At 63.3% G+C, this 14132-nt stretch carries 15 protein-coding genes and 1 riboswitch; of the genes, 4 read left to right on the top strand and 11 right to left on the bottom strand.

Going from position 1 to position 14132, the window contains the following annotated elements; all coding sequences use genetic code 11:
- Positions 1–217: 217 nt before the first annotated feature.
- The 10 genes from J6524_RS06435 to J6524_RS06390 form a co-directional block, all read right to left on the bottom strand.
- Positions 218–1318, bottom strand: coding sequence for an alkene reductase (locus J6524_RS06435; RefSeq protein ID WP_225669540.1), 1101 nt, complete (start codon positions 1316–1318; stop codon positions 218–220).
- Positions 1319–1597: 279 nt separating this feature from the next.
- Positions 1598–2239: an SPFH domain-containing protein gene (locus tag J6524_RS06430; protein ID WP_225669539.1), complete on the bottom strand. Its 642-nt coding sequence runs from the start codon at positions 2237–2239 to the stop codon at positions 1598–1600.
- A gap of 1020 nt (positions 2240–3259) precedes the next feature.
- Entirely contained in the window at positions 3260–3541 is a 282-nt protein-coding gene (locus J6524_RS06425) for a helix-turn-helix domain-containing protein (RefSeq protein WP_225669538.1), read from the bottom strand.
- A 277-nt stretch (positions 3542–3818) separates the two neighbouring features.
- On the bottom strand, positions 3819–4217 hold the full coding sequence (locus tag J6524_RS06420) for a hypothetical protein (RefSeq protein WP_225669537.1): 399 nt from the start codon (positions 4215–4217) through the stop codon (positions 3819–3821).
- A 25-nt stretch (positions 4218–4242) separates the two neighbouring features.
- A complete protein-coding gene (gene thiC, locus J6524_RS06415) occupies positions 4243–6141 on the bottom strand; it encodes a phosphomethylpyrimidine synthase ThiC (RefSeq protein ID WP_225669536.1) in 1899 nt (632 codons plus the stop codon).
- A gap of 140 nt (positions 6142–6281) precedes the next feature.
- Positions 6282–6890: a thiamine phosphate synthase gene (locus tag J6524_RS06410; protein ID WP_225669535.1), complete on the bottom strand. Its 609-nt coding sequence runs from the start codon at positions 6888–6890 to the stop codon at positions 6282–6284.
- Positions 6877–7659, bottom strand: a complete 783-nt coding sequence (locus tag J6524_RS06405) for a thiazole synthase (RefSeq protein WP_225669838.1) — start codon at positions 7657–7659, stop codon at positions 6877–6879. The genes J6524_RS06410 and J6524_RS06405 overlap by 14 nt, the downstream gene beginning before the upstream one ends.
- Before the next feature lie 163 nt (positions 7660–7822).
- Positions 7823–8020, bottom strand: a complete 198-nt coding sequence (gene thiS / locus J6524_RS06400) for a sulfur carrier protein ThiS (RefSeq protein WP_225669534.1) — start codon at positions 8018–8020, stop codon at positions 7823–7825.
- The gene (locus J6524_RS06395; protein WP_225669533.1) at positions 8011–9024 is read right to left on the bottom strand and encodes an FAD-dependent oxidoreductase; all 1014 of its coding nucleotides are present in this window, start codon (positions 9022–9024) and stop codon (positions 8011–8013) included. The genes thiS and J6524_RS06395 overlap by 10 nt, the downstream gene beginning before the upstream one ends.
- Positions 9012–9141, bottom strand: a riboswitch (TPP riboswitch). (Overlaps the previous gene by 13 nt.)
- Before the next feature lie 198 nt (positions 9142–9339).
- Positions 9340–9852 carry a lytic transglycosylase domain-containing protein gene (locus tag J6524_RS06390; RefSeq protein ID WP_225669532.1) on the bottom strand — a complete coding sequence of 171 codons (513 nt, stop codon included), beginning with the start codon at positions 9850–9852 and terminating at the stop codon, positions 9340–9342.
- A gap of 356 nt (positions 9853–10208) precedes the next feature.
- Between J6524_RS06390 and J6524_RS06385 the strand changes: the two genes are divergently transcribed.
- The 4 genes from J6524_RS06385 (at position 10209) to J6524_RS06370 (ending at position 12000) form a co-directional block, all read left to right on the top strand.
- On the top strand, positions 10209–10403 hold the full coding sequence (locus J6524_RS06385; RefSeq protein ID WP_225669531.1) for a hypothetical protein: 195 nt from the start codon (positions 10209–10211) through the stop codon (positions 10401–10403).
- Positions 10404–10583: 180 nt separating this feature from the next.
- Positions 10584–10961, top strand: coding sequence for a PRC-barrel domain-containing protein (locus J6524_RS06380; protein WP_225669530.1), 378 nt, complete (start codon positions 10584–10586; stop codon positions 10959–10961).
- 93 nt (positions 10962–11054) lie between these two features.
- Positions 11055–11600, top strand: a complete 546-nt coding sequence (locus J6524_RS06375) for a PRC-barrel domain-containing protein (protein ID WP_225669529.1) — start codon at positions 11055–11057, stop codon at positions 11598–11600.
- Positions 11601–11784: 184 nt separating this feature from the next.
- Entirely contained in the window at positions 11785–12000 is a 216-nt protein-coding gene (locus tag J6524_RS06370) for a dodecin family protein (protein ID WP_225669528.1), read from the top strand.
- Between the two features lie 122 nt (positions 12001–12122).
- Here J6524_RS06370 and J6524_RS06365 read toward each other — a convergent pair whose 3' ends face one another.
- Complete coding sequence (locus tag J6524_RS06365; protein ID WP_225669527.1) at positions 12123–13691, bottom strand: DUF4403 family protein; 1569 nt, start codon at positions 13689–13691, stop codon at positions 12123–12125.
- Positions 13692–14132: the final 441 nt, after the last annotated feature.

Raw genomic sequence — 14132 nt, 5'->3', positions numbered from 1 at the left:
GAGTACTGGATGCCCCGCTTTCGCGGGGCATGACGAGGGAAAACGAAGGCCGGGAGCGATCCCGGCCTTTTTCTTTCCGCCGTCATTGCGAGCCAACGGGTCGCGCGAATGCGCGCCCGATGACAGGCTCCGCGAAGCAATCCATTTCGCCGCTTGCTGAGGCATGGATTCCTTCGTCGCTTTGCTCCTCGCAATGACGGGGAGAGGGCGTCGCCCTTCACTCCGCCGCCTGCGCGGCTGCCAGTGTCGGGTAGTCCGTGTATCCCTTGGCGCCGCCGCCGTAGAAGGTGGCCTTATCCCACTCATTCAAGGGCGCGCCCTTCTTCAACCGCTCGACCAGGTCGGGATTCGAAATGAACGGCTTGCCGAACGCGATGAGATCGGCGGCGCCGGCATCGAGCACCTTCGTCGCGAGATCGAAATCGTAGCCGTTGTTGGCGACGTAGGCTCCGCCAAAGCGCTTGCGCAAGGATGCATAGTCGAACGGCGCGTTGTCGCGCGGGCCGCCGGTGGCGCCCTCGATGACGTGGATGTAGGTCAGCTTCAGCGCGCTCAGCCCATCCACGATGTAGTCGAACAGCGGCTGCGGATTGCTATCGGAGACATCATTGGCCGGCGTCACCGGCGAGATGCGGATGCCGGTGCGTTCGGGGCCTGCGATCGCGGCGACCGCTTTCGACACTTCCAGCATCAGCTTGGCGCGGTTCTCGATTCCCCCGCCATAGGCGTCGGTGCGTTTGTTGGTGCCGTCCTTGGCGAACTGATCGAGCAGATAGCCGTTGGCGCCGTGAATTTCGACGCCGTCGAAACCGGCGGCCAGCGCATTCTCCGTGCCGCGCTTGAAGTCGTCGATGATCCCTGGAATCTCCGAGAGCTCCAGCGCGCGCGGCTCGGAGATTTCGGTGAAGGTGCCGTTGACGAACGTCTTGCCCTTGGCGCGGATCGCGCTTGGGGCGACCGGCTTGCCGCCGCCGGGCTGCAGCGCGGTGTGCGAGACGCGGCCGACATGCCAGATCTGGATGAAGATGCGGCCGCCTTTTTCATGCACGCGGTCGGTGATCTTGCGCCAACCCTCGACCTGCTCTTTCGAATAGATGCCGGGCGTATCCTGATAGCCCTGGCCTTGCTGCGAGACCTGGCTGGCTTCGGTGATCAATAGTCCGGCGGAGGCGCGCTGGCCGTAATAGTCGACCGCGAGCGGGCTCGGCACCATGCCCGGCGGCACCGCGCGGTTGCGGGTCAAGGGTGCCATCACGAGGCGGTTGGGAAGCGTGATCGGGCCAAGCTTGAAGGGCTCGAACAGTCTGGTCTGGCTCATGTCTGATAGGTCCGGGTGAATGATGATGGAACAGTTGGGCATTGCCGCCATTTGCGCAATCCCCGAGCCATTCGGCTTGCGCAGACGAGCTGCGCACGGGCCCCAGCTTTATGACGCCGTCGCGCTACGCTGCCGGGGCGCCGCGTAGAATGATCTATTCGAAAATCGGGAGCGGCACAGTATGGGCCGTCTCCCGTCAGGTAGCCCGATGGCCCAGGGCATTCCGGCCGGTGTCGACCGGCGGCGCGCCCGACCGATCGGCCTGAGAGCCCGGCGTGATCACATTGCAGCGAACGCGCCTTTCTCGACCACGCCGGGCGCATGCGCCGCAACGCCCGCTCGCCTGTTGTCCAGCTCGACGGCGAGGCCGACGATATCGACCTGCATCAGCTCAAACGTCAGGCATTCGCAACCGATCGAGCGAAACACCTGGTTGGCCGCCTTCTGAACGTTATGGCCGAAGGTTTGGTGATCCATCTGAATTTCGAGGCGGGGCTTGCGGCTGCACATCGCCTTCACCACCGATTGCAGGCGCATGCAGATCTCGTCGCGGTAGTTCTGCGTGCTTTCGAACGAGGCGCGGGGGTCGATGATCTGGGTCCGCACGACATAAATGAGGTTGAGAGCAAAACGGTCCGCGGAGACGGCGCCTTGCTTGAAGCGAAACACCTCGGGGCGCAAGTCAATCCGCGCGAGCTGCCGGCTGCCGGCTCTGATCCGGTGCCGGCCGGGGGTGAGGGCTTTTTCAAAACGCCCGCTCCGGTAGAGCAGCACGGTCTCGAACTGCTGGACGCAGACCCGGTCAAATCCGATCAGCGCCATGACACCTTTCCTGAATAGCGTGGAAATCCAGGCCCATGCGCCGGCGATCACGGCGATAACGATCAAAGTGAAGGCTATCGAGCCCAGAAGTTCACCCACGTTCGTCCTTCCCTGGCACGGACTTTATCTTTGTTGCGACCCGCGATCTCAGCTCTTCTCTTGGTGTTCTGTGCGTCGAAATTAAGTCAACCGATTTCAATCTCCACGAGCAAACACTAAAATAGTTCTGATGTGGCCCGGTCATTTGAGTTTCCAATTGGAACATCATGAGGCTGGATCGGTCGCAGAACATAGTCCATTGCCTGTGATGGCATCAGGGGGCCGTCGCCTGCGGCCCATCAGCGTCATTGCGAGCGAAGCGAAGCAATCCACGTCTCGGCGTCGGGATAGATGGATTGCTTCGCTGCGCTCGCAATGACGGTGGATACAGCTTTCCATTCTCGCGACATACTTTGCCCGAGGTTTGCATCTCGTTTGCCCTCATCGAAATCAGAGGGCGCAGGGAAGACCGGGTGCGCGCCGCACCCGCGGTCTCGTGTGCAGGTGCGCATAAGGAACGCGCACACGAGCATACAGGTTCGGCGGGAGCATCCCGGCCTTCCCTGCGCAATGGCTTTACGGCTTACTTCGTGCTCTTCCCGGAGAACGGCTCTTTTGCCTCCGTCGCCCCCGAGAAGCTTTCGCTTCTCGACGGCTTCATGCCAGCACCGCGACATTCGAACCACACGACTTCGCCGTACGCCTCCGGCGCGCAACGTCTTTCGCGCCATCTGCGTCCATCACATCTCACTGCGCGTTCGTGACGTTCGCGAGCGCCCCTCATCTTGCGGTGAGACGGACGGAGTTATGCCGCTGATTTGGGTGAGAACGAAAGCGGAATATTTTTGATTCCGAGGCTTGACATGATTTCTGAAAATCAGAAGTGATTTGCTGGTCGCGTTGAAATGCCGCAGCGTTGCACGGGAATTTGCGCTTGCGAGCGAAAGCAAATCAGTCCGGACCCGTAGGGTGGGCAAAGCAAAGCGTGCCCAGCATGTGCTGTGCTCATGATCGTGGACACGCTTCCGCCTTCGCTCTTCGATCTACCGCGAGACAAGGACGCTTGTCGTCCTGCACCAGCTAGGAGTGTCGGGGTATGTCGGCCCCATCCGTCGCGTACTGCCGGATCTTGTTCCGCATCGTGCGCACCGAAAGCCCGAGCATGTTCGCGGCGTGCGTGCGATTGCCGTGACAGCGCGCCAGCGTCTGCAGCACGAGTTCGCGCTCGATCGCCTCGACCGTCGAGCCGATCAGCATTGGCACAATCTCATGGGGTGAGGGCGGATGAGACTCCGACTGCGGAATCTCGGGGACGGGGACACAGTCCACGCCAAGGTAAAGGTCACTATACTCCCGGGGCATCTACACCTCCCGATCGACGCCTGCTCCGGAACGCGGAGCAGAAACATCAGGAATCACTTCCCCCAGCCGCCGGGAAGCGTGGCCGCGAATGGTTAACGGAAGATTAATGGGCACGGAAAGGTCTTGATGTCTGTTCGGCACACCCAGAGGTATGAACACCAGGCAGATGATCTCGAGTGCCGCATCCGCACAGGGCCGTAGCCCGCATGAGCGGAGCGATATGCGGGACGTCCTAACCCCGGATGTCGCTCCGCTCATCCGGGCTACTTGCTACTCGCTACCGCGCCGGCTCCTTCGCCCGTTCTTCGACCACGACCGCCTCCGCCGGCTTACCCGACCGCACCATCAAAAACGTCCCCGACGCCGTCGTGCCCGGCAGCTTCCACCGCCCGTCGATTTCCGTCGCCTCGGCATTGACCGTGCCCTCGTAAGCGACGGTGCCATAGCCGTGGCCGGGTGGCTCGTAGCGCTTGATGAATGAGACGGCGCTGCCGGTTCGATGACCCGCGATCGACGCGTTGTGGGTGCTTATCGGACAACCCGGCACCGTGCAGGGTTCGGTCACGTTTCCTGTGAGCGCGCCACCGGATTCGATGAGCGTTGCAAGAAACGTGACCATGCCAACGTGCCGCTGAACGAAGGTGCCGTCCCAGACACCGGTCAGGCTGTCGGTCATTGCTTTCGGGATGCGCGCGCCGTCGTCACAACACGCGATTGCTCTCCTTCACCTTCTCCGCATCGAGATACACATTTGAGCCCATCTCCTTGAACTTCTGGCTCATCGCCGCCATGCCATCTTCGATGGTACCGCTTACCGACATCCCAACACTCGCCGGATCGTTCAGCGTCGCCGCGTAGTCGCGCACGTCCTGCGTAATCTTCATCGAGCAGAACTTTGGCCCACACATTGAGCAGAAGTGGGCGACCTTGTGGGCTTCCTTCGGCAGCGTCTCGTCGTGGAAGAGGCGGGCGGTATCCGGATCGAGGCCGAGGTTGAACTGGTCGGTCCAGCGGAAGTCGAACCTCGCGCGCGAAAGCGCGTCGTCGCGGAGCTGTGCGGCGGGATGGCCCTTGGCGAGGTCGGCGGCGTGGGCGGCGATCTTGTAGGTGATGACGCCGGTCTTCACGTCGTTGCGGTCGGGCAGGCCGAGATGCTCCTTCGGGGTGACGTAGCAGAGCATGGCGCAGCCGAACCAGCCGATCATGGCCGCGCCAATGCCTGAGGTGATGTGGTCGTAGCCCGGCGCGATGTCGGTCGTCAGCGGCCCAAGCGTATAGAAAGGAGCCTCGCCGCACTCCTTGAGCTGCTTGTCCATGTTGATCTTGATCTTGTGCATCGGCACGTGGCCGGGGCCTTCGATCATCACCTGGCAGCCCTTGTCCCACGCGATCTTTGTCAACTCGCCGAGCGTTTCCAACTCGGCAAACTGCGCGCGGTCATTGGCATCGGCGATCGAGCCGGGGCGCAAGCCGTCGCCGAGCGAGAACGAGACGTCATACTTGCGCATGAGGTCGCAGATCTCCTCGAAATGCGTATAGAGGAAGCTCTCCTTGTGATGCGCCAGACACCACTTCGCCATGATCGAGCCGCCGCGCGACACGATGCCGGTGACGCGGTTGGCGGTGAGGTGGATGTAGGGCAGGCGGACGCCGGCGTGGATCGTAAAATAATCGACGCCCTGTTCGCACTGCTCGATCAGCGTGTCCTTGTACAGCTCCCAGGTCAGCTTGACGGGATCGCCGTCGCACTTCTCCAGCGCCTGGTAGATCGGCACGGTGCCGATCGGCACCGGCGAGTTGCGCAAGATCCATTCACGGGTGGTGTGGATGTTACGGCCCGTGGAGAGGTCCATCACGGTGTCGGCGCCCCAGCGGATCGCCCACACCATCTTGTCGACTTCCTCCTCCACCGAGGAGGTAACTGCGGAGTTGCCGATATTGGCGTTGATCTTGGTGAGAAAATTGCGGCCGATGATCATCGGCTCGAGTTCGGCGTGGTTGATGTTGGAAGGGATGATGGCGCGGCCGCGCGCGATCTCGCTGCGCACGAACTCCGGGGTGATGAAGGCGGGCACCGAGGCGCCGAAGCTTTCGCCGTCGGCGAGCGCTGCTTCCGCGCGCTCGAGCTGTGCTTTTCGGCCAAGGTTTTCGCGTTCGGCGACGTAGATCATCTCTTTGGTGATGATGCCGGCGCGGGCGAATTCGAGCTGGGTGATCTTGTGGCCGTCGAGGCCGCGGATCGGCTTGTGATGCGCGGTGAACGTCTTGGCGGCATGCGAGGCGCTGACATTGCCGTTGTCTTCCGGCTTGATGGCGCGACCCTCATATTCTTCGACACCGCCGCGCTCCTTCACCCAGGCCATGCGGTTGCGCGGCAGGCCGGCGTTGACGTCGATCACGACGGAGGGATCGGTGTAGGGGCCCGAGGTATCGTAGACGGGGAGGTTCGGCTCACCTGCGCCTTCGGAGAGGATGATCTCGCGCAAGGGCACGCGCAGGTCGGGCGCGGCGTCGGGGGTTGAAAAGATTTTGCGCGACGAGGCCAGCGGGCCGGTAGTGACGGCGGGCAGGGTGGTGTCGGGATTGGAGCGAATGTTCATACTGTATCCTCCGTTTTATGGGCGTCGTTCCGGACGGGCCGCGCAGCGGACCGATCCGGAACCTCGAGGTTGTTGAGCGAGATTCCGGGTTCGCGCTCGCGCGCGCCCCGGAATGACGCCGGTGGAAATTTCTTCCGCCATCACGCCGCCTCCGCGCTCTGGCCCAGCCACTGCCGCACCCTTGCATCCGGATCGGCGTTCTGGGTGACGTCGCTGACGACGGCGATGGAGTCGGCGCCGGCGGCATAGATTTCGGCGGCCTGTTCGAACTTGATGCCGCCGATCGCAACCAGCGGGATCGAGCCGATGCGCTTCTTCCATTCCGTAATCTTTGCAATGCCCTGCGGGGCAAAGCGCATCGCTTTCAGCGTGGTCGGGAAGATCGGGCCGAGCGCGATGTAATCGGGATTGGCGGCAAGCGCGGTCGCGAGCTCCTCGTCGTCGTGCGTTGAGATGCCGAGCGTCAGGCCGGCTTTGCGGATTTCGACGAGGTCGGCGCCGACGAGATCTTCCTGGCCGAGATGCAGATGCTTGGCGCCGGCGACGATCGCCGCGCGCCAATAGTCGTTGACGACCAGCTTGGCGTCGGTGCCCTTGATGGCTTCGAGCGCGTCGGTCACGATCTGCAGCGCCTCGGCGTCGTCGAGATCCTTGGCGCGCAACTGGATGGTGCCGGCGCCGAGCAGGGCAAGCCGCGCCACCCAGGCGACGCTGTCGACGACTGGGTAAAATTTATCAGGATACGGCATGCCAGAACGGGGTCCCGATCACAGGGGTTGAGGGCGAGGCGAAGTCGCGGGCTTCCATCAGGCCTGCTTCGTAAGCGGTGCGGCCGGCTTCGACGCCGAGGCGGAAGGCATTGGCCATCGCAACGGGGTCGGCGGCCTTTGCGACCGCGGTGTTGAGCAGCACGGCGTCGTAGCCGAGTTCGAGGGCGTGGGCCGCATGCGAGGGCGCGCCGAGACCGGCGTCGACCACCAGCGTGACATCAGGCAGGCGCTCGCGCATCAGTTTTAGCGCGTCGCGGTTGGTGATGCCTTTGGCGCTGCCGATCGGCGCGGCCCAGGGCATCACCACCCTGCACCCCGCATCGACCAGCCGCATCGCGACCGAAAGGTCCTCGGTGCAATAGGGGAAGACTTCAAAGCCATCCTTGATCAGGATTCCGGCGGCTTCGACGAGGCCAACCACGTCTGGCTGCAGCGTGTCGTTATCGGCGATCACTTCGAGCTTGATCCAGGGCGTGTTGAACAGCTCGCGCGCGAGCTTTGCCGTGGTCACCGCCTCGCGCACGGTGCGGCAGCCGGCGGTGTTCGGCAGCACGGTGACGTCGAGCTCGCGGATCAGCGACCAGAACGCATCCCCGGTCTTGCCGCCGGCGGCCTCGCGCCGCAGCGACACGGTGACGATACCCGCCCCCGACGCGCGGATCGCGTCCTGCATGATCGCGGGCGAGGGATAGAGCGCCGTACCGATCAGGAGGCGGGAGGAGAAGGTCTTGCCGTAGAAGTTGAGCATGGTGTCCAAAACTCTCAATTGGTCGTCCCTGCGAACGCAGGGACCCATACCGCGTGATCTTTCTTTTGGGGCAGTGGCAGACGCCGTCGTTCCAAACGACCGCCGGTGGTTATGGGTCCCTGCGTTCGCAGGGACGACGGGTGGAGAGAGGGAGCGCCCATCCTCACCCTCCCTGCCGCGGCGTGATGATCTCGATCTCGTCGCCGGCCTTCAGCAGCGTCTCGGCCCAGCGGCTTTTCGGCACCACGTCGTAGTTCAGCGCGATCGCAAAATGCGTGCCCTCGTAGTCGAGCTCGGCGAGCAGCGCGTCGACGCGCTCGGCGGTGATCTCCCGCTCTTCGCCGTTGACCATCACACGCATCGCATCACCTCATTGTCAATTGCGCCGCGCTGCACATAGGCAAGCGTCAATTCGGCGAGCGCGGGCGCGAGCAGGAAGCCGTGGCGGTAGAGCCCGTTGACGGCGATCTTGTCGTTCTGAATTGTGATGCGCGGCAGATTGTCGGGATAGGCGGGGCGCAGGCCGGAGCCGAACTCGACGATGCGCGCCTCGGCAAAGGCCGGATGCACGGCATAGGCGGCACCTAACAGCTCCAGCGCCGAGCGGACGCTGACGCCGGTATCCTCGGCCTCGATCGAGGTCGCGCCGAGCATGAACCTGCCGTCGCCGCGCGGGATCACGTAGAGCGGCCAGCGCGGATGGATCAGCCGCACCGGGCGCGACAGCTCGACCTCATTCGTCTCGACGATGATCATCTCGCCCTTGACGCCGCGCAGCTCGAGCTGCTCGTCGCGCGCCGAAAGCCCGCGGCAGTCGATCACTATGCCATCGAGATCTTCCGCGCGCGCGTCGCTGTCGAACTTGATGGTGCCGCCGGCGGCCTGGATGCGCGCGTGCAGCTCAGGCAGCACTTTGCGCGGCTCGACATGACCCTCATCGGCATAGAACAGGCCTTCGCGGAAGCGGCCGTCCAGCGACGGTTCGAGATCGCTCACACCCCGCGCATCGAGCCTGGTATGGCCGGTGGTGAGTTTTGCAAAACGTTCGAAATCAGCGCGGTCGCGGGCATGCGCCACGACCAGCGATCCGTTGAACGGGGTTTTCGGAAAATGCTCGCGCCAGAGATCGAGCGAGCGCAGGCCAAGCCGGCCGATCACGGGCTCGGAGGTCTCGGCCTCGCAGTACGGCGCCAGCATGCCGCCGGCCCAATGACTGGTGGAGAGCGTCATATCGGCGTCACTGCGCTCGTACAGAGTGACGGCGTGGCCGGCCTGTGCGAACAACAGCGCTTGCCATGCGCCGGCAATGCCCGCGCCGATGATGGAGACGGGGGAATCCCCCCTCGAATCTGACTTTTGGTACATCCCTGTCCCTTCGCCGGCATGACCCGGATCAGGTTCAAAGGGTCACCGCGGTCTCGGGCCGAACTGCCCAAGCTTGCGATATCTCAGCTCCTCATCGGAGCACCCCTCGGAACAGGTCTAATGTAGGCGGTTGGGGAGAGGTGTCAACGCGCTTTGCGGGAACTATGCGCGTCCCTCGTGCCCCGGACGCAGCGCAGCGCCTCGGCGGTGCGCTGCCGAGCCGGGGCCTAAACGGGCTAGTGGGTCCCGGTTCAGCGGAGCAGCGCTGCGCGCCGCACCGCGCCCGGGACACGAGGTGTAGCTATTTTGGCGTCGTTATTTTGCAGTCTGCAGCGCATTGGCGTCGGCGGCTGCTGGCGCGGCGACGATTTTCGGCGGCGCGTCGCTCGCCAGCATCGGCGCGATCTGCAGCGGCTTTTGCTGCCGCTGGCGCTTTGCGGCGTAATAATAGCCGCTCGCATAATAACGCATGGCACGGCTGTGATCGCCATTGGCGGCGCGATAGGCGCCGGCGAGATATTTGATGCCCCAGGCGAGGTTGGTGTCGGGATCGCGCAGGCCAGCGGCGTCGCCCGTGTAGCCGAGGCCACGCGCAGTCGGCAGTTTGATCTGCATCAAACCAATCGTGCCGCCGCGCCCGACGAGGTTCGGATGATACTTGCTCTCGCGCACGATCACGCGGTGGACCAGCGCTTCCGGCACGTTATTGGCTCGCGCATGGGTTGCAACCATACTTTCATACTGGGCGCGGCTCTGCGCGCTTGCGCCTGAGGAGGCGAGCAGCGCCGCCGCGGCGGCGAGCCAGACGAATTTCGGAAGACTTTTCATAAAACAATCTCGGCGGGTGGACGCGTTTACGATTTTCGTGTTCCCGGATATTGTGGCGGCCGGGCCAAGATGTGGCGAAAAACGGACGACATCGCGGCGAGATATCTGCGGCGCATGCGCGTGTTAGCGAATGCAGCAGCGGTGACGCCGACGTTGTGCGTGCGACGCATCGCGTCTGCGAGCGCGAATCTGCGTCATGCGGCCGCGCAAGGAATGTCGTGCAAATGACGCAGTCAAGGTGTAAAGAAGGCGGCGGGACAAAAACCAATTCTTTTCGACAGCAAATCTGTCCATTCAACAACATTGCAAAAACCGAGACGTCATTTAGCGACGTCCGAAATCTAGGGAGATGCGCCATGGCTCGACTTGACTCCAGCTATCTGCCTCGCGGCAATCCCTGCGCGCAGTGCGGCAAGCCGATCGCGAGACCAGACTGGGTCGAGAGCAGTCCGGGCCGGACGTCCTTCCTCTGGTACTGCCGCGCCTGCGACTATCGCTTCGAAGCGATCGCGATCTACGAGGAAGCCGATCCCGACGCGCTCGCGGCTTGAGGCGCACGATCTTCATTCGAGGTAAGGGCATCTGACGCGGAGCCATCCGCGTTGCCGACGGATGTTGCGTCGGTGCCTTTGCCGTTTCCCGATAGGGCAGGCTTGCTGTCGCTTGTTGTCCGGGCGGGAACCCGCCGCGTGCCGGCACGTTGATTCCTCCATCTACGTGTGGAGGGACCGATGGCAGCAGAGGTCATGGCCACGCCTCATCCGCTGATCGCGAGCGACCGCGTCGAGGGGACTGCGGTGCGCCGGCCGAATGGGGACATGATTGGCCACATCGAACGGCTGATGATCGACAAGCTCACCGGCAAGGTTTCCTATGCAATCCTGAGCTTCGGCGGTTTTCTCGGCATCGGAGCCAACCTGATTCCGTTGCCCTGGGGACGGCTTCGCTACAGCACGAAGTTCGAGGCCTACGAGCTCGACATCGATGATGAAGAGCTGAAGCGCGCACCGTCATTCCGTGCGGACAAGGATTTCGACTGGGGCGATCGCGCAAAGGAAGCCGAACTGCACCGCTACTACGGCATGCCTCCCTACTGGGGCGGCTTCTGACCGCATCGCAGCGGGTGTTCCATATGGAACGCACGGAACACTTGTTCAAGTGCCGGGTTTTCTCATTGCGTTTCTGAACTGAGGAGAACCGATATGTTGATCAAATCTGCCGTAGCCGGCCTCGCGGCTTCCGCGCTGCTGGCAAGCGTAGCGTTTGCGCAAGCTCCGTCGTCAACGACGGACCGCGCTACCACCGCCGCGCCTGCGGCGACGTCCGATCCCTCATCGTTCAAGGGTAATTGGCGGACCTCGAAGCTGGTCGGCCTGAACGTGTACAACGACAGCAACGAAAGCCTCGGCTCGATCAATGATCTGTTGACCGACAAGAGCGGCAACATCAAAGCCGTGGTGATCGGCGTCGGCGGCTTCCTCGGCGTCGGCGAACATCTGGTTGCCGTGCCGATGGACAAGGTGAAATTCGTCGATGAGCCGATTGCCTATACCGGCGCCTCGACCCAGCCCGCGACCGGCGGCGCACGGCCCGGAGGCACGGGCACAACGGGCACAGGCACGACGACGGGTGCTGCACCGGCGGCGCCTGCTCCCAAGAAGAATCCCTGGTATCCTGATCACGCCGTGTTCAGCGCAACGAAGGATCAGCTGAAGGCGATGCCGGAGTTCAAGTACACGACCGATTGAGGCTGACAGCCTTAAGTCAAGTTTCCTCAAAATGGCCGGACGGCGTGATGCCGCCCGGCCATTTGATTTTGCGGACGTCTCTTTGCGTATTGGTGCGGCGCATCCTATCAGCGCGCGGCCTACGATGTTACGTTGCAAGCGGCAGGAGCACCTGCCTCCTGCCTGACAGCAAAGGGAGGACGACATGGCTGACAGCGTCTACAAGGTCATCGAGGTGATCGGCACCAGCACGGAATCCTGGGAAAAGGCCGCCGCCGGCGCGGTCGGCCGCGCGGGAGAGACGCTGCGCGATCTGCGCGTCGCGGAGGTCATGAAACTGGATCTGCAACTGGACGCCAGTGGCAAGGTCGAAGCCTACCGCGCCAAGCTGAGCCTCTCGTTCAAGTTCGAGGGTTCGTAGCGGCGGGCGTAGATGCGTAGGGTGGACAAAGGCGCGCGTGCGCCGTCCTCACCATTTCAAGACTGTGCTGGGTGATGGTGGGCACGCTTCGCTTGGCCCACCCTACGGCATCGAAGCAGTCGTCACAACGCCGGCAGCGCGGTCACATTGACGTTGATCGCGCCTTCGGCTTCCGCGATCACGCGCAGCGTCTTGGAATCGAAGGCGATGTCGGCGAGCTGCAATTTGCTGATCTCGGCGGAGACCCGCACGCCATCCTCGTTCTTCTGCAGATCGGCGATGACAGCCGCAATCTTCTTCTGCGCGTTGCTCGCAAACGGCTTGAGGTCGACGGTCGCCTTTTCCGCCAGCGTCTTCTGCAAATGCGGAATCGCCGCGCGTGCCGCGGCCCCTAGCAGCCCGAAGGCGGCTTCCGATTCCACCGCGAGTTCGACGTCGGCGAGCCGCAGCGTCTGCTCCGCCTGATCGAGCACGGGTTTGCCCCAGATGTGCACATTGGCCTCGCCACCGAGGCCGAGAAAACTCTTCTTCTCCTTGGCGCTCACCAGCAGCGAAATCAGCAGGCGGTTGCCGGATGCGGCGACGCTGGCGCGCTTGACGGTGACGTCGACCGCGCCCGAGCCGTCCTCCGGAAACCTCTTTCCGGCGAACTGCGCCTCCACGATCTTTGTAATCTCGGTGAAAGGCATGTCGATGGGTACGCCAATCGCGACCCGCCCAGGCGTCGGCGGCACGATAGCGATCGTGGCGGGGAACGGGCAGGACGGTTTTGTTTCGCCAGGGGTGATCCGGGTCTCTGCTTCAATGCCGAGCGTCAGTATCAGGTTGGCGGCATCGACGCGCGGCTGCGCGGCAATCGCGCGTGTCGGGCGCAATTCCAGCCACAGTGTCGGCATCGTCGAGCCGGCGGTCGTGCCCTGCAGCGGAATCGAGCGGCAGGCCTTGATCCATTGTGCCCGCGCGTTGCGTTCGAACGTCGGATCGTTGCGCATGCGCGCCTGCACCAGCGCGATCTGTTCGGCGACGTTCTGATCGATCAACGGCTTCACCTGCGCCGGCACGTTGACGCGCGCGCCCGCTACCGTGAGGCTGGTGTCACCGAGATTGACCTGGCCTGCGAGGTTCGGATCGATGCGCCAGTTCGCGGCGATCCGCGGCCGTGAGGTGATGACGACGTTGCCCTTGATCTCGGCGCTGGCGTTGAGGTTCTTGATGTTCACGCTGCCGATCTGCTTGGCGGCATTGCCACCGAGCAGGCCGCCGAGCGCATCGCCGATGGCGTCGGTTGCCTTGGCCGACAGCGAGCCGGTCACGTTCAGCGTGCCCGTCAGCGGCGTCGTCAGCGACAGTGCATCCTGCGCGCCGGTCGCGCTGATCGGCCCGCGCGAGGCAGTCCAGCCGATGTCGGCGTTCTGCAGGATCTGCGGGACCGGATTGTCCGCCTTGCCGGCGAAGGAGCGCGGCGCGCCGCGATCGGCGGCGTCACGGATCGCCGACAGCGCAATCGCAATCGGGGCCATCACGGTGGAGGCGCGCGCGGCCGGCGGCAGCGGCGGCAATTCGGCAAGCGGCGGCGGCCGGTTCGTGGCGCGCGGCGCGACGAAATCCATCACCTTCAGGCTGACGACAAATGAAGCGGCGAGGACCGCAAGCGCAATCGCAATAGTTTTGAGACGCATCGGCAGACGCATCGTCCCCCAGACCCCAATTGTAACGCCCCATAACGTTCTACCGCGGCGGCGGGAGCTACGCCACTGCTCAGTAAGGCTGCATCAGGCGGGTTCTCTGTACGTCGTCGCGCTTTTTTCCCCGCCGTAACTTGCCTGCTTGCGCCTTGAGCCTGACTGCTGCTTCGGCAAGTTGATCTTGAAATGCGTGCGGTTTTGAACGGTTTCGTTTCGTGGCGCGGCATATCGGGCCTGGGGGTATCGAGACTCTGGAGGCTCCTTTGGCGTCCGGTTCCTGAGCAAATGTGCGCGATTTCGTCGGGGAACCAAACATTTCCTTGCGATACGATCGCATGACAACTATATGTTGTTCATCGAGCCTCGGCCGAACGACTTGGCCTCGCCGCAAATTGCGCGCCTGACTGACGACCCTCCCCCAGATCTCGACTTAACCGATCGCGTTTG

This window comes from Bradyrhizobium hereditatis, assembly GCF_020329435.1.
In the GTDB taxonomy this organism is placed as follows: Bacteria; Pseudomonadota; Alphaproteobacteria; order Rhizobiales; family Xanthobacteraceae; genus Bradyrhizobium; species Bradyrhizobium hereditatis.
This window is presented reverse-complemented; position numbering and strand designations above follow the sequence as displayed.